The sequence below is a fragment of the Neobacillus sp. 114 genome (genome assembly GCF_030127045.1).
GTDB lineage: Bacteria > Bacillota > Bacilli > Bacillales > Cytobacillaceae > Neobacillus > Neobacillus rhizophilus.
The window spans coordinates 2,119,693-2,138,969 of the sequence record NZ_CP126144.1 but is presented as its reverse complement, the minus strand read 5'-3'; the positions used below and the strand labels follow the sequence as shown (position 1 = coordinate 2,138,969).

Here is a 19,277-nt window from a genome sequence, read left to right as displayed (position 1 = left end):
TTCACCTCCCCTCAAGTATTATAGTGATTTTCCTGGATGAATACAAATTGTTTTTTATTTTTTACATTACCATGCCGCCGTTGATATGCAGCGTTTGTCCTGTAATGTATGCAGAATCATCGGAAGCAAGAAATGTTGCGGCTTTGGCGATGTCCTTTGGTTCGCCAAGTCTAGCTAACGGAATTTGTTTTAACATTTCCGCTTTTACATCCTCAGGCAGTTTATCGGTCATATCTGTTGTAATAAACCCTGGGGCGATCGCATTAACCGTAATATTGCGGGACGCCAGTTCCTTTGCGGTTGTTTTCGTTAAACCAATCACACCGGCTTTCGCTGCCACATAATTGGCCTGTCCAGGATTTCCGCTTTCGCCGACAACAGAGGAAATATTAATAATTCTGCCAACCCGCTGTTTCATCATCTGTCTTGTAACAGCCTTTGTGACCAGGAAGACTCCCTTGAGATTAATATTGAGGACATCATCCCATTCTTCTTCCTTCATTCTCATTAACAAATTATCCCTTGTTATTCCAGCATTATTAACAAGGATGTCGAGCCTGCCAAATTGCTCAATAACTGCCTTGACCATTTCACTTACTTCTTCAGTATTTGAAACATTACATTTAATCGCGAAAGCTTCTTGGCCGAGCGCCTTAATCTCGTCGACAACTTCATTTGCCTTAGCTTCACTTCCGGAAAAATTAACAGCTACATTTGCGCCCTGCCTTGCCAATTCAAGAGCGATTTCCCTGCCGATTCCCCGTGATGCACCGGTAACAAGAGCAGCTTTTCCTGCTAAACTCATAGCTTTTCCTCCTTCAACGCGTCGATTACTGCGAGTGAACTTTCCTCATCTGATACAGAATAGATTTTCACCGTTTTATCGATTTTCTTGATCAAGCCGGAAAGAACCTTGCCCGGACCAATTTCAATAAAGGTATCGACACCTAATTCAATCATTTTTTGAACAGAGTCTTCCCATAAAACAGGTGAATATAGCTGTTCAATTAACTTATCCTTAATTTCAGCTGCGGAGGTTACCGGCTCAGCAGATACGTTAGCAACTACCGGTACCTCCGCATCTTTCATATCGATTCCATCTAAAACTTCACGCAATTGTCCGGATGCAGGCTTCATCAGCGGTGAATGGAACGGACCACTCACTTCCAATGGCAGGACCCTTTTGGCACCTGCCTCTTTTGCTTTCGCTCCTGCATCTTCAACACCCTTTTTGGATCCGGAAATGACAATCTGCCCTGGGCAATTTAAATTGGCCAGGGCCACCGGATTGCCCTCATTTGTCACTTCTTCGGTTACCGCAGCTAACTTATCCCGATCAAGACCAAGAACTGCCGCCATGGAGCCTTCCCCATTAGGCACGGCATTTTCCATGAACTCGCCTCTTTTTCTAACGGCATATACGCCTTCTTCAAAACTCATCACGCCTGCCGCTACAAGGGCTGTATACTCCCCTAAGCTGTGACCGGCGACAAAGTCTGGTTTAACCCCTGAATTTTGGAAGAACGATAAGACCGCCAAACTGGTTGTTAAAAGGGCTGGCTGTGTATTAATTGTCAGTGTCAAATCTTCTTTAGGCCCTTCAAAAATCAGCTGGCTTAAAGGGACTTTAAGAGTTTCATCCGCCTTTTTAAAATAGGACATCACTTCAGGATATTTTTCTGCCAAGTCTTTACCCATTCCAACTGTTTGGGAACCTTGCCCAGGAAACACAAAAGCTATTTTACTCAAAATAAGAATCCCCCTATCGTACTATAGTTTCGTTATTTGCTTCGACTGTTTGTTTAATTAAGCCGACTACATCGTTTGTAACCATCTCTCTTGTCTGGCGGATGGCACTAAAGACAGCCTGGGCATTTGACGAACCATGCGCCTTAATAACCGGTGCCTTTAAGCCAAATAACCCTGCCCCGCCATATTCTGAATAATCCAGCTTACCTTTTAACTGCATTAAATTCGGTTTTAAAACGGCTGCTGCCAGCTTGCTTGTAAAACTGCTCATCAGCGCTGTTTTCAACATTTTAAACATGGAAAGGGCCGTTCCCTCAATGGTTTTCAATACCATGTTACCTGTAAAACCATCCGTTACGACGACATCAGCGACGCCATCAAGCAGATCACGGGCCTCGACATTGCCAACAAAATTCAAATCGGCCTGTTTTAAAAGATCAAAGGCATGTCTTGTTAGTTCATTGCCTTTCTTCTCTTCTGTTCCAATATTTAAAAGTCCGACACGCGGACTCTCAATCCCTCTTACTTTTTTACTATAAATGGAGCCCATGATGGCATACTGCACCAGATGTTCCGGTTTGGCATCGGCATTAGCGCCCACATCAAGCAATAAAAATCCTTCCCCACCTATGGTTGGCAGAGTTGGGGCTAAGGCAGGCCGGTCAATTCCTTCAATTCTTCCGACCACAAAAAGTCCGGCAGCCATAAGCGCACCCGTATTCCCTGCGGACAAACAGGCATCTGCTGCACCATCGGCAACTTGTTGCGCCGCTAGAACCATAGAGGCCGTTTTTTTTCGGCGGACTGCTCTTACAGGTTCATCTGTTCCGAGAATAACTTCTGTCGTATGTAAAACCGTGATCCGGTCATGTTTCTTTAAAGTTTCGTTAATTTTATTTTCATCCCCGACAAGGGTGATATGTAAGTCTGGAAAGGTTTCTACCGCCTTCATGGCTCCCAAAACGATTTCCTTTGGGGCATTATCTCCGCCCATTGCATCAATCGCAAGTTTCATATGTCTCATCCTTTAGTTGTTTTTCGAACGGTACATTTGAAAATCACCCGTAAATACAAGTTCATTATTTACGAAGCTTGATACCTGGACCAACGTCCGGCCCGTCACATCATCAATATTCATGACCCTGGCTTTGGCAATGACCCGTTCATTTAATCTTACGGAACGCTTAAATTGGATGTTGGCTTTTGCCGTTAATGCTAATTCATCGTTAATGACAGCAACAGCAAGCGAATTTGCCTGGGCAAATAAGTGATGGCCCCGGGCAATTTGGTTTCGTTTAAAAACATGCTCCTCTTTTACATCAAAAATGGAGATGGCGCTCTGGTCTAGTTCCATATCAATGATTTCCCCGATTACCTCTTCAAGCGGAAGGGAACGAACCTCATCATCGAAGCGTTTTTCTGCAACTGTTTTAATTCGTTCGCGAAGTTCGGGTATCGATAATTCCAGGCGGTCTAATCGAATCGTTTGGACACTTACCTGAAACTTTTCAGCAAGCTCTTCATCTGTAATAAATGGATTCTCTTGAATGGTTGAGCTAAGCAGCTGCTGACGTTCTTTTTTGCTTCTTCTCATTTTTCACACCGTCCGAAAACTTATGACTAGGTACTAAGAGTAGTATAAAATTTAAAAAAGCAGATTGCAAGGATTAGTTTTCTCCTGCAGTCTGCTTTTTACTTATGAGATGTTGATTTACGCTCCACTAAGGAAAGCTCCTTTAGAATAATCATCGCAGGGACAGGCTGCTCTTTGCCTGTCCCGAGGGGCTCGCTTTCCGCGGGCGGTTCGGGGAGCCTCCTCGTCGCTGCGCTCCTGCGGGGTCTCCCCTGTCCCGTACTCCCGCAGGAGTCGAGCCCCTTCCGCTCCAATCAACCGGTTGCAATTTGTACGCAGCAAAAAATTAATCCAGCTTTTCTCCTTCAAGGACCCCAGATTCTTCTAGCTGGCTTCTTAACAATTGATATTCTTCCGATTTCCAGAAGGTTTCGGACTGGATTAGGGTGGCGGCGTCGCTTCTTGCGGTTTCGAGGGCGCGGTAGTCATGAACCATATCAGCCACTTTAAATTCTGGCATGCCGCTTTGTTTTTTGCCAAAAAAGTCTCCCGGTCCCCTTAGCTCCAAATCTTTTTCACTTAATACAAAACCATCATTGGTTTCCGTCATGATCCGCATTCTTTCCTGGCCTGTCTCTGATTTTGGACTGGCCAGCAAAATGCAATAGGATTGATCACTTCCCCGGCCGACACGGCCACGGAGCTGGTGAAGCTGGGAGAGACCAAATCTTTCTGCATCATAAATAACCATGACTGTTGCATTGGGCACATTCACGCCAACCTCAACTACAGTTGTCGAGACGAGCACTTGAACCTCGTTTGCACTGAACGCCTTCATAACGGAATCCTTTTCTTCAGAGCTTAATCGCCCATGCATCAGCCCTGCTGTAAAGCGATTTTGAAAATAGCCGCTTAATGTTGCATGCACATCAATAGCATTTTGCACATCAAGCTTTTCCGATTCCTCAATTAATGGACAAATGACGTATGCCTGATGGCCCTTCCGTAATTCTTTTTCTACGAATGCCAATACCCGTTCAAGCATTTCTGGCTTGGCCCAATAGGTTTCAATTGTTTTCCTGCCAGCAGGCATTTCGTCAATGATGGATACATCCATCTCGCCAAAAACGGTAATGGCAAGCGTCCGGGGTATCGGGGTGGCAGTCATGAACAGCACATCAGGATTTTCTCCCTTTTCCCTTAGGATACGGCGCTGCTCCACACCGAAACGATGCTGCTCATCGGTAATAACAAAACCTAATTTCTTAAATGTTACCTCATCCTGAATTAGCGCATGTGTCCCTATTAAGATATCAATATTTCCCTCCGTAAGCTGCTCAAGGATTTCCCGGCGGCGCTTTCCTTTTATGGAACTTGTCAGCAATTCACATTTTATTCCAAAGGGTTCCAATAAGGTTTTCAATGATTCTGCATGCTGCTCGGCCAATATTTCCGTCGGTACCATCAGCGCCCCCTGATAGCCTGACGTTACACTTGCGTACAGACCAACCGCTGCCACCACCGTTTTTCCTGATCCAACATCTCCCTGCAGAAGGCGGTTCATTCGATAAGGCGACTTAAGGTCGGATAGTATTTCATTTACTACTCGTTTCTGGGCATTTGTTAATGGGAACGGCAGGCGGACGATGAATTCCTTCAATTTCCCAAGGTCATAGTTTTGGCTGATTCCGGGTGAATGCTCACGCTCAAACTTCCGAAGTGCCTGCATTTTTAGCTGAAAGATTAGAAATTCCTCGTACACAAAGCGTCGTCTTGCCTGCTTGAGATCCTCCCCGCCGCCAGGAAAATGCATCGCTTTTATGGCATCTCTCCGGTTTAAAAGCCGATATTTTGTTATGAAGTAATCCGGCAGCGTTTCATCAATATACGCTCCAAATTGTTGAAAAGCTAAGTTAATAAATTTGCGCATGCCCTTTGTTGTCAGTCTTCCTTTAAGAGAATATACAGGTTCAAAATCTTTACCTTTCACATTTTCCCCTATCTGGAGTTCACTGGCAGTAATCGTCTGCCGATGGGCATCCCACTTTCCCGTAATTGTTAACGTTTCATTGATGGTGATTTTATTTTTTAAATAGGGCTGGTTAAAGAAAACGACTTTGATTAAGTATTGTCCTGCAAAAAAGCGGAAGGAGAGCTTTGACTTCTTCCTGCCATAATAGACAAGAGAAGGCTCACTTTGAACCTTCCCTTCGATCGTCACTTTCTCGTCATGTTGTACTTCCATCAAATCGCGAAGGCGGTAATCCTCATAACGATAGGGAAAATACTCCAGTAAATCATGAATGTTGAAAATGTTCATTTCTGAAAAAATTTCCGCCGTTTCGTCACCAATGCCCTTTATAACTGTTATTGGCTGGTTTAGATATGAATTCACTTTTCTGTAAGCGGCATTCCGAAAATTTTGGCCTGCAGCGCCCGGCCAGTTGGTGTTGCCGCTAACCCTCCCTGCGCTGTTTCTTTTAAGGCTGTTGGCATTGATTGGCCGATTCTATACATTGCGTCAATCACTTCATCACATGGAATTCGGCTCTTGATTCCGGCGAGTGCCATATCTGCGGCTACCATGGCATTGGCTGCACCCATGGCATTTCGTTTTACACAAGGTACTTCCACAAGACCGGCAACCGGGTCACAAACTAAGCCAAGCATATTTTTTAATGTGATGGCCATTGCTTCGGCACATTGTTCCGGTGTTCCGCCGGCCATTTCGACGATTGCCGCTGCGGCCATTCCAGCTGCAGATCCCACCTCGGCTTGGCAGCCCCCTGCAGCACCGGATATGGAGGCATTGTTTGCGACAACAAAGCCGAACGCTCCGGCGGTAAATAAAAACGAAATCATTTGCTCTCTTGTTGGGTTTAGCTTTTTCTTTACAGCAAACAACGTCCCCGGAACGACACCTGCTGATCCGGCAGTCGGTGTGGCACAAATCGTACCCATCGCCGCATTTACTTCATTTGTTGCGACAGCCCGGCTGACGGCATCGAGAATCGTTTCACCGGATAAGAAATTGCCTTTTTCAATATATTTTTGCAATAGTACTGCATCTCCGCCTGTTAAGCCGGTAACAGATGTAACCCCTTTCAATCCGCGTTCAACTGCTTCTTCCATCACTTTGAGGTTACGGTCCATAAAGCCGATTACTTCTTCCTTGGACCGTCCCGTTACGGTGACTTCCTGCTCAATCATAATTTCGGAAATTTTTTTATTTTGACTGTTGGCCAGTTCTATTAATTCTGCAACATTACGAAACATAAAATGCCCCCCTTTCGCTGTGTATGTTTAATCAACAATTTTTGTTACCTTCAAGATGTTTGGCAGCTGTTCGAGTTCCTCGATCAGGGTATCATCAATATTTTGGTCGACCTCAATTGTCATCAGGGCCATTTTTCCGACTTCCTTACGGGAAACCTCCATATGGCCGATATTTATTTCATATTTCGCCAGTGTATTGGCGACACTTGCAATGGCACCGAACCGGTCATTATGAACAACTAAGATGGCAGGGTGATTGCCAGAAAGCTTCAATTCAAAACCGTTCAACTCGATGATTTCAATCTTTCCTCCGCCAATGGAAATGCCTACCAATTCAAGCTCCCCATTGTGATCGCCAATTATGATTCTAGCGGTATTGGGGTGGTCTGTAACAGCATCCTCTTCAATGAAGCGAATTTTCATTCCGTGTTCTTCAGCAATCTCAATAGCATTGATAATCCTTTTATCGTCCGTATCGAAATCCAATAATCCGCCCACAATCGCAACATCCGTACCGTGACCCTTGTACGTTTGCGCGAAGGATCCGTATAACGAAATATTTGCCCATTTTGGCTCCCTGCCAAATAAACTTCTAGCGACGCGGCCGATTCTCGCAGCACCGGCAGTGTGAGAGCTTGATGGGCCAATCATGACCGGGCCAATGATATCAAACACACTTCTATACTTCATGAATCTATTCCCCCTTGCCTATGTCTTTCTATCTTTATTAAAAAATAGTTAGTATATATTATCCAAAAAAAGAAGGGTGGTCCCTATGGACCCCCTTCTATTTTAGCCGTTATTTATTCAATTGAAAAGATATAAGAATATAATGGTTGTTTGCCATTATGAACCTCTATTTCCACATCGCTAAATTTTTCTTCAACGAATTCGGTAAGCTGGCTGAGTTCTTCCTCTGTCACATCTTCACCATAAATGATGGTAAGAATTTCAGAATCTTCATCAAGCATATTTGTTAACAGGTCTTCTGCTGCTTTTTCTTTATCTTTGTTTTTAACAATAATTTTCCCTTCGGCAATCCCCATGAAATCCCCAGTTTCAATATCCAGTCCATCAATTTGTGTATCGCGGACCGCAAAGGTGATTTGTCCGGTTTTCACATGGCTTAGCGCCTCTGTCATGGCAGCAGCATTTGCCTCGGCATCTGCGGAAGGATTAAAGACAAGCAGAGCGGAAAGCCCTTGCGGAACAGTTTTGGATGGAATCACATAAATTTCTTCATCCGATACATCGCGAGCCTGCTCAGCTGCCATAATGATGTTTTTATTATTCGGCAAAATAAATACTTTTTTGGCATTTACTTCTTTGACAGCCTTGACAATATCCTCTGTGCTTGGATTCATCGTCTGGCCGCCTTCAATGACTGAATGGGCCCCGATGCTCTTGAAAAGGTCGGCAACGCCCGAGCCCATTGAAACAGCGACAATTCCGTATTCCTGCTTTTCTTTTGGTGTTTCTTTCACAGCAGCGGCAAGCGGAGTATGTGTTTCTCCGACAATATTGGAATGCTGCTGGCGCATATTTTCAATTTTCATATTAATAAGGTTGCCGTAGCGCTGACCGTATGTTAATACTTCACCAGGCTGCTCGGAATGAATATGAACTTTCACAATATCATCATCAGAGATCACCAATAATGAATCTCCATAATTGCTTAGATCATTGCGGAAAGCAGTCTCATTAAATGGATGCTTTGCTATCTTTTCTGTTTCAAAACGGACCATAAACTCTGTACAGTAGCCATATACAATATCTTCAGTGTTAATATGGCCCTGAACGCTTTTATGATGCTCGGCATTGACTAATTCATCCATTGATGGCATGGCTTCTGGTGAGTCCGGCAGTTTTTCTCCCTTTAATTCAGCAAGAAAGCCTTCATACACACAGACAAGCCCCTGCCCGCCGGAATCAACAACCCCGACTTCCTTTAAGACAGGCAATAGGTCAGGCGTACGCTTTAGGGAAGCTTTAGCCTCCTTTAGAACATCTTCCATAATAACAACAATATCATTTGATTTTTGCGCAGTTTGCACAGCTTTTTTGGCAGCATCTTTGGCAACGGTCAGAATTGTTCCTTCGACCGGCTTCATAACAGCTTTATAAGCAGTTTCAACTCCGGCCTCAAGCGCTCCTGCAAATTCTTTTCCATTAATGATTTCTTTAGCTTCTATTGCTTTAGAAAAACCGCGGAACAATTGTGAAAGAATAACGCCAGAGTTTCCCCGTGCTCCCATGAGCAGTCCTTTTGAGAGGGAAACCCCAACTTTTCCAATATGTTCTTGAACATTATTTTTAACCTCTTTTGCACCGGAGGTCATGGATAAATTCATATTAGTCCCTGTATCGCCATCCGGAACTGGAAAAACGTTAAGAGCATCTACCATTTTAGCATTGGCTGACAGATGATTGGCGCCTTGAATAATCATCTCGGCAAAACGTTTTCCATCTAATGCTGTAATTGACACAAACTTCACTCCTTACTACGGGTTCGTCACACGAACTCCCTGAACGAAAATATTAACCGAATCAACGGCAAGTCCAACTGTCTTATCAAGGGTGTACTTAACCTTTGATTGCACGTTGTGAGCAATTTCAGAAATCTTGGTTCCATAGCTGACAATAATATACATATCAATATGTAATGCTTCATTTTCCTGGCGGACAATGACACCGCGGGTGAAATTTTCTCTTCTAAGAATTTCAGTTATGCCATCTTTGATCTGATTTTTAGAGGCCATGCCGACAATTCCATAGCATTCTACCGCTGCTCCTCCGGCAATGGTTGCGATTACTTCATTTGAAATATCAATTTGTCCGTACTTCGTTTTTAATTCAATGGACATGAATCGTTCCCCCTCCTGAAAAATTGCTCCTTAACTACAGTCATTTTACTATAGTAGCTTAAATATTGAAAGCCATTCCTGGTACGTTTACTATAACAGCATTTATTTCAGGGTAATGTCAAGGTTTTTTTCTTGAAACCATTTAACTAAGCTATTGCATTCATAATGGTTGTGTGATAAATTATTAAGGTATCTTAAGACAGAAAATTTGGCTATGCCATTTTTCTATATGATTAGTATCTTAAAGAATACTGGTTAAGCTTTTCGTGTTAAGGAGGGAAATTTAATGCCGCGCAAATGTGTAGTAACTGGAAAGAAAACCACTACTGGTAACGCCCGTTCTCACGCTATGAACGCTAACAAGCGTACATGGGGTGCTAACCTACAAAAAGTACGTATCCTTGTTGATGGAAAACCAAAGCGTGTTTGGGTTTCTGCAAGAGCGTTAAGATCCGGTAAAGTAGAACGCGTATAATTTTTTAGTGAGGCTGTCATCTGACAGCCTCATTTTCTTTTATTTTGTCCTAATTAATAAAAATAAAAAGCACCCATTTTATTCGAATGGGTGCTTTAGGTTTATGAAAGGTAATAAGCCCTTTTTGGGGGAATGAGGCCTTTTCCTATTCTTTTTTATTAAACACGCCAATCATCGCTCGGACAATTCCACCTAAAAATCTCGGCAGTTTAATTGTATAAAATTTCATACTGTCCCTCCTCACAAATCTCACGTCTAACATTTTATTCTTTACCCTAAATCCGTACGCCCTTACCATTTTATTCAAACGAACAAAATCAGTACCGATTTTTCGAGGCTTTTAATCATGGCTTCTTATCACTAATAATATGCCTTCCGAAAATGAAAAAGTACCATAATCGCTAATAAGTTCATTACTTATACATAGTGTGGATCCGAGGGAAATATGACGGTTCTTCAAAGGATATTTGAACCCATCCAGGGTAATCCCGAAAACATCTAGGGTTAATGGCACAAAAGAAATATATTTTTTATCCTTCATTTTTCTAAGTGTATGTGTGCCTGGCCCTTTTAAAAAAGCAATATTGTAACGGTCAATCAGAAAAATTTCCGTTTCAGTTTTGGCATTTAGCGGATGAATTAACAGCTGGACATTCGCCAGTAAATGGTCAAGCCTTCCCCCTGTGGCGCCAAAAAGAAGGATTTTCTCCGGCTGTTGCTTTAATGCCCAGTTTAAAGCTAACTCCATATCCGTTTCATCTTTTTCAGGAATAAATTTTTTTAATTTAATTACCTTATCTTCGATAACCGCTAATTCCGCTTTTGTCACGGAATCAAAATCACCAAAGGCAATTGCTGGTGTAATGTTTCTCGATATCAAATGAAATACACCGCGGTCAACACCCACCCATATTGCATCTTCTTCGATATATTCCGTTAAATCGGGCAGAAGATCCTCCGGACCTCCGGCGAGTATATGAATAATCATCATCTTAACTCCTTTTATATAAACAAAAAGCCGGCGTTAAGCCGACTTTGTTAGCTAATAGTGAAGTATAAGTGCAACTACGCCTCTGTCTGCGCCCTTTGGGGCTTGCCAATCGGCGAGTTTTCTTTATCCTCTTATATGCGAAATGGCCTTCGCATAATCCTCTTGATTATAGATGGCCGACCCTGCGACAAGGACATTTGCGCCGGCCTCAATACATAGCTTTGCTGTTTCCGGATTGACACCGCCATCGATTTCAATTTCAATTTCTAATCCTTTTTCCACTGCCATTTGTTTTACTTTCTTGATTTTCGGCAACACCTCAGGAATAAACTTTTGCCCGCCAAATCCTGGATTGACTGACATTAACAGTACCATATCGATATCCCCGATAATATGCTGGATTGACTCTACAGGTGTGGCAGGATTTAAGACAACCCCGGCCTTTACACCAAAGGATTTAATGTTTTGAATCGTGCGGTGCAGGTGACGGCATGCTTCGACATGGACCGTTATATAATCCGCACCTGCCTTCGCAAAGGCTTCAATATATTGGTCCGGATTTTCAATCATTAAATGAACATCAAGCGGCAGTTTGGTTACCGGACGAATGGCTTCGACGATAAGTGGACCGATTGTGATATTCGGGACAAAATGACCATCCATCACATCTACATGAATGTAATCTGCTCCCCCTTTTTCAACTGCTAAGATTTCTTCCCCTAATTTTGCAAAATCAGCTGAAAGAATAGATGGGGCGATTTTTACCATAACTAGTACCTCGGCTTTCTATCTTTAATTTCCTGGAGGAAATCGACATAATGGTCGTAACGATACGTTGGAATCTCACCAGATTCTACTGCCTGTTTAACACCGCATTTCGGTTCGCTCAGATGAAAGCAGCCGCGGAATTTACAATTTTCACTTGCCCTTAAGATTTCCGGAAAACAGGAGGTTAATTCCTCTGCTTCGATATCCGTGAAATCCAAAGAGCTAAATCCTGGTGTATCCGCTAATAGTCCATTGCCGACTTTTATCAGTTCAACGTGTCTTGTTGTATGCTTTCCCCTTCCCAAATGGGTAGAGATATCATTTGTTTTTAATTCCAAATCGGGTCTTAGTACATTCAACAAAGATGATTTGCCAACCCCTGATTGGCCGGCAAAAACAGATATTTTATCCTCAAGATGTGGATGCAATAATTCAATGCCTGTTTCGGTCTCGGATGATGTCATAATCACTTCATAACCGGCGGCCTGATAGTGTGCGGCATATTCTGAAATCTTCTGCTGCTCCTCATCATTTGTTAAGTCCATTTTGGTAATACATATAATCGGCTCAATTTGATTAAACTCGACTAGGACAAGGAAACGATCCAGGAGTACGGTACTAAATTCAGGTTCGACGGCGGAAAAAACCAAAATCGCCAAGTCGACATTTGCAATTGGCGGGCGAACCAATTCATTTTTTCGTTCCTTCACTTCCAAAATGTACCCTTCTTGGTCATTTTCCGCTTGAAAAACAACTTCATCCCCCACAAGGGGAGTGATTTTATTTTTCCGAAACACTCCTCTTCCCCGGCACTGAATTAAATCATCGTTGTAAAGAACATAATAAAAACCGCTCAATGCTTTTACAATTTTCCCTTCAGGCATAGCAGCCCTCCTTGTAAAAAGATTTAATTTAAAAAAGTTATTCTACGTCGTTATAATTAATCGTTTCTTCTGCAATAACTTTTGAATCACGAAACACCTGATAGCTGGCTTTTTTACCTTCCACAATAATCAATTTAATTTGCCTTGTTGTTGTTTCTGTAATATAGAAGACATCCGCAGGCACACTCATATTGTGATTCATATCATCAATATAAATCCTTACCTCTTGTTTTTGTCCAGGCTGACCTGGTATAGGAGGTTCGTAATCAATGGTAACTTCTTTCGTTTTTTCCTTAGGGGGTTTTTCTTCTTTTCCTTTTGAGACAATCACGGTGACTTTATCACCTTTTTGAAGCTGAGTCCCTTGTTTAGGTTCTTGCGAAATGATCATACCCTTTGGAATGGTTTCATTATATTGTTCCTGAGAAGCATCTAACGTTAAACCGAACGATGCCGCATAATCCTGTGCAGCTTTTACACTATATTGTGTTAGATCCAATAAAACGATTTTTTCCGGGCCCTTACTAACTTCAAATTCCAAAACAGTATCCTCTGGAACTACCTTTTTCCCGCCGGAAGGATTTTGGCTGAGAATCGTTCCCGGTTCGCTGTCATCGTTTTTCTCAGTCTTCTTTATATCTTTAAAATTCTGATTATCTAACAAACGAATTACATCATCGTATTGCCGGCCCACATAATCGGATAATTCATATTTTTCTTTTCCGGTACTAATATAAAGTGTTACCTTTGATTTTTCTTTAACGATTGTATCCGCTTCGGGATTCGTTTTAATAACACTGCCCTTTTCGATTTCTTCGTCAGTTAGTTTAATTCTCTTATCAATAGTCAGCCCCTGAGTTCTTAACTTTGAAATTGCATCGTCTTCCTTCATTCCGCTGACATCAGGAATCTTGACATCCTTTGCTGAGATTAATCCCGGAACAAAATAGGCGGATAGTCCAAGCAAAACCAGCAAAACTAAAAGTGATGTTAAAACGATTGGCCATTTTCTTCGCTTTTTATTTGCCCCTTTTCCTTGTTTCGAATCTGAAGTGCCACCCGAACCGCTAGTATTTTTTTCACTGGTGTGAACAATTGTTTCATCTAAGTTTTTTAATGGCTTATCATTTGTAATAATCGGGATGGCCTTTGTCGCTTCATCATCAATCGGTATGATAAATTTGGGTTCAAACAGTCGATCCGGATCAAGCGCTGTCCGTAAATCCTCCTCCATTTCATCGACGCTATTATAGCGATGAAATGGATCTTTCGCCGTCGCTTTTAAGACGATATTTTCTACACTCTGCGGAATGTTTGGATTCCATCTTCTGACAGACGGAGTTTCGGATTGCAAATGCTTAAGAGCAATTGATACAGCAGATTCTCCGGAAAAAGGAAGTCTGCCGGTCAATAATTCGAACATAACAATCCCCAGCGAATATATATCTGACTTTCGATTGGCCATACCGCCTCGGGCCTGCTCTGGCGATAAATAATGGACAGACCCAAGAACTGAATTAGTCTGCGTAATGCTTGTGGCACTTAAAGCCATGGCAATACCAAAATCCGTGATTTTCACATTCCCATCATGGTCTACCAAAATATTATGCGGTTTAATATCACGGTGAATAATATGGTTATGATGAGCATGAGAAATTGCCGAGGTCAACTGTTTCATAATTTCAATTGCCTCTTCCACTTTAAGAGGAGAATTTTGCTGTATGTATTGTTTCAATGTATTCCCATCTACAAATTCCATAACGATATAATATAAATCATCTTCTTCGCCAACATCAAATATATTGACAATGTTTGGGTGTGCAAGGCTTGTAGCAGATTGTGCTTCTCGATGAAACCGCCGAATAAACTCTTCATCATTTGCAAAATCAAGCCGGAGCATTTTAACCGCAACGTCCCGGTCAAGGATCATATCATGAGCAAGGTAAACGTTGGCCATGCCGCCTCCGCCAATCATATCAATGATTTTATAGCGGCCGCTTAGTCTTTTACCAATCAACATTACATACCACCCTCACTGGCTTCCAAAAACTCTACTATAGCCAATGTAATGTTGTCTTCTCCGCCATTTTCATTTGCAAGTGAGATAAGGGTTTTCGCTTTTTCCTCAAGATGGCCGCTGCTTAACAGCGTATCTTTCATCCTTGTTTCACTGACTTTATTGGAAAGACCGTCAGAACATAAAAGGAGTAAATCGCCTTCTTCGAAAGTGATTGTTTTAATATCCATTTCGACTGTTTTTTCAGTCCCCAATGCCCTCAGCAATACATTTTTACGAGGATGATGCTCTGCATCCTCTTTGGAAATTTGCCCGGTTCTGACTAATTCATTAACAAGGGAATGGTCTTCGGTAATTTGCTTAAAACCAGATTCATTAAGAATATAACCGCGGCTGTCGCCTATATTTGCCATTGTCGCAAACAAACTCGTAGCGATGGCAGCGACAATCGTCGTCCCCATTCCGTCACATTCCGTATGACTTAAGGCATGGTCAAAAAGAATTTCATTTACCTTTTTAATATGCTCCTCGAGCCACGTTTCGGCCGTCTCGGCATCTTTAATTCCTTTGGTTTTTTCCCATTCTTGTTTTAAATGCGATACGCTCATTTCACTTGCTACATCACCCGCACGGTGGCCGCCCATCCCATCGGCTACGATGGCAAGGCGGTCCCCGTCAAGGTTAATAAAAACTCCCCCGGCATCCTCATTGTGAAGACGCACTTTCCCTCGGTCTGTTTGAAATACTTCTTTCATACCTTTACATCGTCTCCTCTTTTCGCTCCTTTGCACGAAGCTGCCCGCATGCTGCATCAATATCATGGCCGTGCTCCCGGCGAATGGTTACATTTATACCACGCGTTTTTAGCGTTTTCTCAAAAGCAAAAATCTTTTCTCTAGGCGTGCGGACGTAATCCCTTTCCGGAACGTAGTTAACAGGTATCAGATTCACATGGCATTTAAGCCCTTTTATCAGTTCTGCCAATTCCTCGGCATGCTCTACAGAATCGTTAACACCGCCAAAAAGGCCATACTCAAAACTTATTCTTCTGCCTGTCTTATCGATATAATACCGCACTGCTTTCATTAAGTCATCAAGTTTAAAAGCTTTATTAATCGGCATTAACCTTGACCTTAATTCCGTATTAGGAGCATGCAGGGAGATGGCAAAATTAATTTGCATATTTTCATCGGCAAATTGATAGATTTTCGGGATAATACCGCTTGTTGAAACAGTGATATGACGAGCCCCGATATTTAACGCCTTTTCGTGATTGATAATTTTTAGAAAAGACAGCATATTATCGTAATTATCAAATGGCTCGCCAATACCCATAATGACAACGGAACTGACGCGTTCATCTGATTCATCAAGAGCTTGCTGGACCTTGACAACCTGGGCAACGATTTCACCAGCTTCTAAATGTCTTTTTAAGCCGCCAAGAGTGGAAGCACAAAAGGTACAGCCAATTCTGCAGCCAACCTGAGTCGTTACACAAACTGAGTTTCCATAATCGTGACGCATTAAAACTGTCTCAATGGAATATCCATCATGAAGTTCAAACAGAAATTTGATCGTTCCATCCGAGGATGTTTGCTGAATAACCGTATTTAAGGTAGTAATTTGAAACGCGGCGTCCAGTTTCTCTCTTAATCCTTTGGACAAATTGCTCATATCCTCAATGGTAGTGACCCGTTTTTTATAAAGCCAGTCAAAAATTTGCTCAGCTCTGAATGGTTTTTCGCCATTCTCTTTCAGCCATTCCTTTAAATCTTGAAGCTCCAGTGAGTAAATCGATTTCTTTTTGTCCAATGCTGTATTCTTCTCTGCTGTATTTAGTTGTTCCAATCGTTACACCTTCCTTTTTAAAGCGGCTATATAAAAGCCGTCTGACCCAAAATCCTGTGGGAATATTTGTAAATCAAATCCGGTAATGAGCGGTTGAATCGCTTCTGGCATCCTGTTTTTGAATGATAAATCTCCCTCAAACTCCGGATTGTTTTCTAAAAATGTCTTTACTGTATGTTCATTTTCCTCTTTATCTACTGTACAGGTACTATATACAAGGGTACCGCCTTTTTTCAGTAGAGGCGCAACAGATGTTAATAGACTTTGTTGAATACTGCTTAAACGCTCTAAGTCCTTTTCGGTCTTGGTATACTTCATATCAGGCTTTCTTCTCATTACCCCAAGCCCGGAACATGGTGCATCAAGCAGAATGCGATGAAATGTTTCCTGCTTGAACTTTTCCTGCAACAATCTTGAATCAGAGACATTTGTCTTTATATTTGATAACCCTAATCGGCGGGCATTTTCATTGATTAGTCTTACTTTGTGCTGGTGAAGGTCAACGGAAATCACTTCGCCAGTATTTTGCATCTTTTCAGCAATATGCGTGCTTTTACCTCCAGGGGCTGCACAAGCATCAAGGACAAATTCATTTTTTTCGGCTCCTAATGCATAGGCTGCAAGCATTGAACTTTCATCTTGAATTGTGAACATTCCATATTTAAAAGCAATGCTAGTAGCCAGATTTCCCTTTAACGACCTAATCGCCTCTGGAATAATCGGGCTTTTTTCAATTTCAAACCCCTCTTCTTCCAGCACCTGGGCACATTCATCTCGAGAAATCTTGGTGAGATTGACTCTGGCAATTTGCATCGGTGCCGTCAGATTGATCTCACACATTTCTTTTGTTTTATCATAGCCAAATTGGCTGACCCAGCGGCCCACAAGCCATAATGGGTGACTCGTTTCCAGTGATAATCTTTCAATTGGGTCAGAAACTTCATTTAAAGATGGAAGTCCTTCTCTTTGAATGCTTCTAAGCACACCATTAACCAAACCTGCAATTCCTTTATGTCCACGTTTTTTGGCTATTTCTACTGCCTCATATATAGCAGCACGATCAGGAATTCGGTCAAGATAAACCATTTGATAAACAGTAAGTCTAAGTAAATGAATAATCCAATCCGCCAATTTTTTATGGTCTTTTATATAAGGCTTGAGAAAGAAATCTAAGGCCATTCTTCTTTGTAACGTCCCATAGGTTAATTCCGTTAATAAGCCGATATCCTTTTGCGAAATTTGATTATTATTGATTGCATGATTAAGCAGAAGATTGCTGTAGGATTGATTTTTTTCTATCGTAACAAGAAGATCCATTGCCGCTTCCCGTACATTCGTTCTCGCTTTGGTTGTCATTTTATTCTCCTAATTTACTGCCTGCTGAAATTTTCGAACCCGCTCCCCGTAAAAATTGCTCACTGGCCATTTTTGTTTTTCCAGATGGCTGCAGTTCGATAATTTTAATCGCCGTATCATCTCCGGTGCTGACCGTTAAGCCGTCCGGCTCAATGTTGATGATTGTCCCGGGTACGTCCTGCTTGGCATTTTTAATTTTCTCCGCTTGCCAAATTTTTAGCACCTGGCCATCTAATATCGTAAAAGCAACAGGCCATGGATTTAAGCCGCGAATTTGATTATATATTTCAGCGCCTGTTTTGGCCCAATTAATTTTTTCCTGTTCTCGCTTAATATTGGGAGCAAAGGTCGCCTCGCTGTCATTCTGCGGCACTGGGTTTAATTTGCCCTCGAGGAGCCTAGTCAACGTTTCTGAAAGCAGTTTGGCACCTGCCGCACTAAGTTTTTCATGTAGTGTACCAACGTTATCATCTTCGGCAATTGGAACTTCCACTTTTGATAACATATCACCGGCATCTAATTTCTCGACCATATACATAATGGTAACGCCTGTTTTCTTTTTCCCCTGCATAATAGCATAATGGATTGGAGCTCCGCCGCGTAATTCCGGAAGCAAGGAAGCATGGACATTGATACAGCCAAATTTCGGGGCATCCAGCAGCTCCTTTGGTAAAATTTGGCCAAAGGCTGCCGTTACGATTAAGTCCGGCTTCAAAGCGAGGATTTTACTGAGCTCTTCTGAATGACGAATTTTTTCCGGCTGCAAGACAGGGATGCCCTGCTTTACCGCTTCTACCTTAACGGGAGGCGGTGTTAAAACCTTTTTTCTACCGACGGGCCTGTCCGGCTGGGTTACCACGCCAATTACCTCGTAGCCATCTTTAATGATTTGTCCTAAAATAGGCACTGAAAAATCAGGTGTACCCATAAAAACAATTTTCGTCATTCAGCCTCTACTCCTTTTAACTCATCTTCCTCGAGATATCGCAATACCTTTGCTGTAAACAAAATCCCGTCTAAATGGTCGATTTCATGCTGAATAGCCCGTGCCAGGAACCCTTCAGCCTCCACTACATATTTTCTCCCTTTTCGGTCCAAGGCTTCAATTTTCACAAAATTTGGTCTTGATACTTCCCCAAACAAATCAGGAAAGCTTAAACAGCCCTCCGGTCCTGTTTGTTCTCCGGCTGTTTCGAGAATACGCGGATTTATCATTTCGATCGTCCCTGATTCATCATCAATGTCGACGATCGCCACACGGGCGTCTATACCAATTTGCGGAGCGGCAAGCCCCACCCCATCAAATTCAATCATGGTGTCATACATATCATCTAGCATTTTTGCCAGTTTTTTATCAAACTTTACTACCTCTTGGCATTTTGTTTCCAGTATCTCCGCAGGGTAGTTTACAATTTTACGTATCGCCAAAACTGTTCCTCCAGTATTTTTCTACTAATTATTATTTCATTTTCACCC

The 19,277-nt window shown here is 42.3% G+C and carries 20 protein-coding genes; 1 reads left to right on the top strand and 19 read right to left on the bottom strand.

The window, feature by feature from the left end:
- Positions 1 to 61: 61 nt before the first annotated feature.
- The 9 genes from fabG to QNN06_RS10695 all read right to left on the bottom strand — a co-directional run bounded on the left by fabG (position 62) and on the right by QNN06_RS10695 (position 9,462).
- Entirely contained in the window at positions 62 to 805 is a 744-nt protein-coding gene (gene fabG / locus QNN06_RS10735; protein WP_284037544.1) for a 3-oxoacyl-[acyl-carrier-protein] reductase, read from the bottom strand.
- A complete protein-coding gene (gene fabD, locus QNN06_RS10730; protein WP_284037543.1) occupies positions 802 to 1,749 on the bottom strand; it encodes an ACP S-malonyltransferase in 948 nt (315 codons plus the stop codon). The genes fabG and fabD overlap by 4 nt, the downstream gene beginning before the upstream one ends.
- Before the next feature lie 13 nt (positions 1,750 to 1,762).
- Positions 1,763 to 2,764: a phosphate acyltransferase PlsX gene (gene plsX / locus QNN06_RS10725; RefSeq protein WP_284037542.1), complete on the bottom strand. Its 1,002-nt coding sequence runs from the start codon at positions 2,762 to 2,764 to the stop codon at positions 1,763 to 1,765.
- Positions 2,765 to 2,776: 12 nt separating this feature from the next.
- Positions 2,777 to 3,343, bottom strand: coding sequence for a transcription factor FapR (fapR, locus tag QNN06_RS10720; protein ID WP_213116362.1), 567 nt, complete (start codon positions 3,341 to 3,343; stop codon positions 2,777 to 2,779).
- Between the two features lie 325 nt (positions 3,344 to 3,668).
- On the bottom strand, positions 3,669 to 5,717 hold the full coding sequence (gene recG / locus QNN06_RS10715) for an ATP-dependent DNA helicase RecG (RefSeq protein WP_284037541.1): 2,049 nt from the start codon (positions 5,715 to 5,717) through the stop codon (positions 3,669 to 3,671).
- Positions 5,714 to 6,598 carry an L-serine ammonia-lyase, iron-sulfur-dependent, subunit alpha gene (sdaAA, locus tag QNN06_RS10710; RefSeq protein WP_284037540.1) on the bottom strand — a complete coding sequence of 295 codons (885 nt, stop codon included), beginning with the start codon at positions 6,596 to 6,598 and terminating at the stop codon, positions 5,714 to 5,716. Before sdaAA ends, recG begins: the two co-directional genes overlap by 4 nt.
- Positions 6,599 to 6,625: 27 nt before the next feature.
- On the bottom strand, positions 6,626 to 7,288 hold the full coding sequence (sdaAB, locus tag QNN06_RS10705; protein ID WP_284037539.1) for an L-serine ammonia-lyase, iron-sulfur-dependent subunit beta: 663 nt from the start codon (positions 7,286 to 7,288) through the stop codon (positions 6,626 to 6,628).
- A 113-nt stretch (positions 7,289 to 7,401) separates the two neighbouring features.
- Entirely contained in the window at positions 7,402 to 9,084 is a 1,683-nt protein-coding gene (locus QNN06_RS10700) for a DAK2 domain-containing protein (protein ID WP_284037538.1), read from the bottom strand.
- Positions 9,085 to 9,099: 15 nt separating this feature from the next.
- A complete protein-coding gene (locus QNN06_RS10695) occupies positions 9,100 to 9,462 on the bottom strand; it encodes an Asp23/Gls24 family envelope stress response protein (protein ID WP_213116367.1) in 363 nt (120 codons plus the stop codon).
- A gap of 286 nt (positions 9,463 to 9,748) precedes the next feature.
- Between QNN06_RS10695 and rpmB the strand changes: the two genes are divergently transcribed.
- Positions 9,749 to 9,937, top strand: a complete 189-nt coding sequence (gene rpmB / locus QNN06_RS10690; RefSeq protein WP_007087786.1) for a 50S ribosomal protein L28 — start codon at positions 9,749 to 9,751, stop codon at positions 9,935 to 9,937.
- A gap of 145 nt (positions 9,938 to 10,082) precedes the next feature.
- Here the strand turns inward: rpmB and spoVM are convergent, their stop codons facing one another.
- From spoVM to def, 10 genes are all read right to left on the bottom strand, one after another.
- Entirely contained in the window at positions 10,083 to 10,166 is an 84-nt protein-coding gene (spoVM, locus tag QNN06_RS10685; protein ID WP_042356285.1) for a stage V sporulation protein SpoVM, read from the bottom strand.
- A gap of 111 nt (positions 10,167 to 10,277) precedes the next feature.
- Positions 10,278 to 10,928 carry a thiamine diphosphokinase gene (locus tag QNN06_RS10680; RefSeq protein ID WP_213116368.1) on the bottom strand — a complete coding sequence of 217 codons (651 nt, stop codon included), beginning with the start codon at positions 10,926 to 10,928 and terminating at the stop codon, positions 10,278 to 10,280.
- A gap of 123 nt (positions 10,929 to 11,051) precedes the next feature.
- Entirely contained in the window at positions 11,052 to 11,696 is a 645-nt protein-coding gene (rpe, locus tag QNN06_RS10675) for a ribulose-phosphate 3-epimerase (RefSeq protein ID WP_213116369.1), read from the bottom strand.
- 2 nt (positions 11,697 to 11,698) lie between these two features.
- Entirely contained in the window at positions 11,699 to 12,580 is an 882-nt protein-coding gene (rsgA, locus tag QNN06_RS10670) for a ribosome small subunit-dependent GTPase A (RefSeq protein WP_284037537.1), read from the bottom strand.
- 37 nt (positions 12,581 to 12,617) lie between these two features.
- Positions 12,618 to 14,600, bottom strand: coding sequence for a Stk1 family PASTA domain-containing Ser/Thr kinase (pknB, locus tag QNN06_RS10665; RefSeq protein ID WP_213116371.1), 1,983 nt, complete (start codon positions 14,598 to 14,600; stop codon positions 12,618 to 12,620).
- Positions 14,600 to 15,352: a Stp1/IreP family PP2C-type Ser/Thr phosphatase gene (locus QNN06_RS10660; RefSeq protein WP_213116372.1), complete on the bottom strand. Its 753-nt coding sequence runs from the start codon at positions 15,350 to 15,352 to the stop codon at positions 14,600 to 14,602. Before QNN06_RS10660 ends, pknB begins: the two co-directional genes overlap by 1 nt.
- A 4-nt stretch (positions 15,353 to 15,356) precedes the next feature.
- Positions 15,357 to 16,445, bottom strand: coding sequence for a dual-specificity RNA methyltransferase RlmN (rlmN, locus tag QNN06_RS10655; RefSeq protein ID WP_213116373.1), 1,089 nt, complete (start codon positions 16,443 to 16,445; stop codon positions 15,357 to 15,359).
- Positions 16,446 to 16,448: 3 nt separating this feature from the next.
- On the bottom strand, positions 16,449 to 17,801 hold the full coding sequence (gene rsmB, locus QNN06_RS10650) for a 16S rRNA (cytosine(967)-C(5))-methyltransferase RsmB (RefSeq protein ID WP_213116374.1): 1,353 nt from the start codon (positions 17,799 to 17,801) through the stop codon (positions 16,449 to 16,451).
- A 1-nt stretch (position 17,802) separates the two neighbouring features.
- Positions 17,803 to 18,747, bottom strand: a complete 945-nt coding sequence (fmt, locus tag QNN06_RS10645; RefSeq protein WP_213116375.1) for a methionyl-tRNA formyltransferase — start codon at positions 18,745 to 18,747, stop codon at positions 17,803 to 17,805.
- Complete coding sequence (def, locus tag QNN06_RS10640; RefSeq protein WP_213116376.1) at positions 18,744 to 19,229, bottom strand: peptide deformylase; 486 nt, start codon at positions 19,227 to 19,229, stop codon at positions 18,744 to 18,746. Before def ends, fmt begins: the two co-directional genes overlap by 4 nt.
- Between the last annotated feature and the right edge of the window lie 48 nt (positions 19,230 to 19,277).

Excerpts from the sequence above, each read along its gene's own strand:
- plsX (WP_284037542.1), bottom strand. The coding sequence starts at position 2,764 with ATGAAACTTGCGATTGATGCAATGGGCGGAGATAATGCCCCAAAGGAA.
- rsgA (WP_284037537.1), bottom strand. The coding sequence starts at position 12,580 with ATGCCTGAAGGGAAAATTGTAAAAGCATTGAGCGGTTTTTATTATGTT.
- pknB (WP_213116371.1), bottom strand. The coding sequence starts at position 14,600 with ATGTTGATTGGTAAAAGACTAAGCGGCCGCTATAAAATCATTGATATG.
- QNN06_RS10680 (WP_213116368.1), bottom strand. The coding sequence starts at position 10,928 with ATGATGATTATTCATATACTCGCCGGAGGTCCGGAGGATCTTCTGCCC.
- spoVM (WP_042356285.1), bottom strand. The coding sequence starts at position 10,166 with ATGAAATTTTATACAATTAAACTGCCGAGATTTTTAGGTGGAATTGTC.
- fmt (WP_213116375.1), bottom strand. The coding sequence starts at position 18,747 with ATGACGAAAATTGTTTTTATGGGTACACCTGATTTTTCAGTGCCTATT.
- rpmB (WP_007087786.1), top strand. The coding sequence starts at position 9,749 with ATGCCGCGCAAATGTGTAGTAACTGGAAAGAAAACCACTACTGGTAAC.
- fabG (WP_284037544.1), bottom strand. The coding sequence starts at position 805 with ATGAGTTTAGCAGGAAAAGCTGCTCTTGTTACCGGTGCATCACGGGGA.
- rpe (WP_213116369.1), bottom strand. The coding sequence starts at position 11,696 with ATGGTAAAAATCGCCCCATCTATTCTTTCAGCTGATTTTGCAAAATTA.
- fapR (WP_213116362.1), bottom strand. The coding sequence starts at position 3,343 with ATGAGAAGAAGCAAAAAAGAACGTCAGCAGCTGCTTAGCTCAACCATT.
- sdaAA (WP_284037540.1), bottom strand. The coding sequence starts at position 6,598 with ATGTTTCGTAATGTTGCAGAATTAATAGAACTGGCCAACAGTCAAAAT.
- QNN06_RS10695 (WP_213116367.1), bottom strand. The coding sequence starts at position 9,462 with ATGTCCATTGAATTAAAAACGAAGTACGGACAAATTGATATTTCAAAT.
- rsmB (WP_213116374.1), bottom strand. The coding sequence starts at position 17,801 with ATGACAACCAAAGCGAGAACGAATGTACGGGAAGCGGCAATGGATCTT.
- QNN06_RS10660 (WP_213116372.1), bottom strand. The coding sequence starts at position 15,352 with ATGAAAGAAGTATTTCAAACAGACCGAGGGAAAGTGCGTCTTCACAAT.
- sdaAB (WP_284037539.1), bottom strand. The coding sequence starts at position 7,288 with ATGAAGTATAGAAGTGTGTTTGATATCATTGGCCCGGTCATGATTGGC.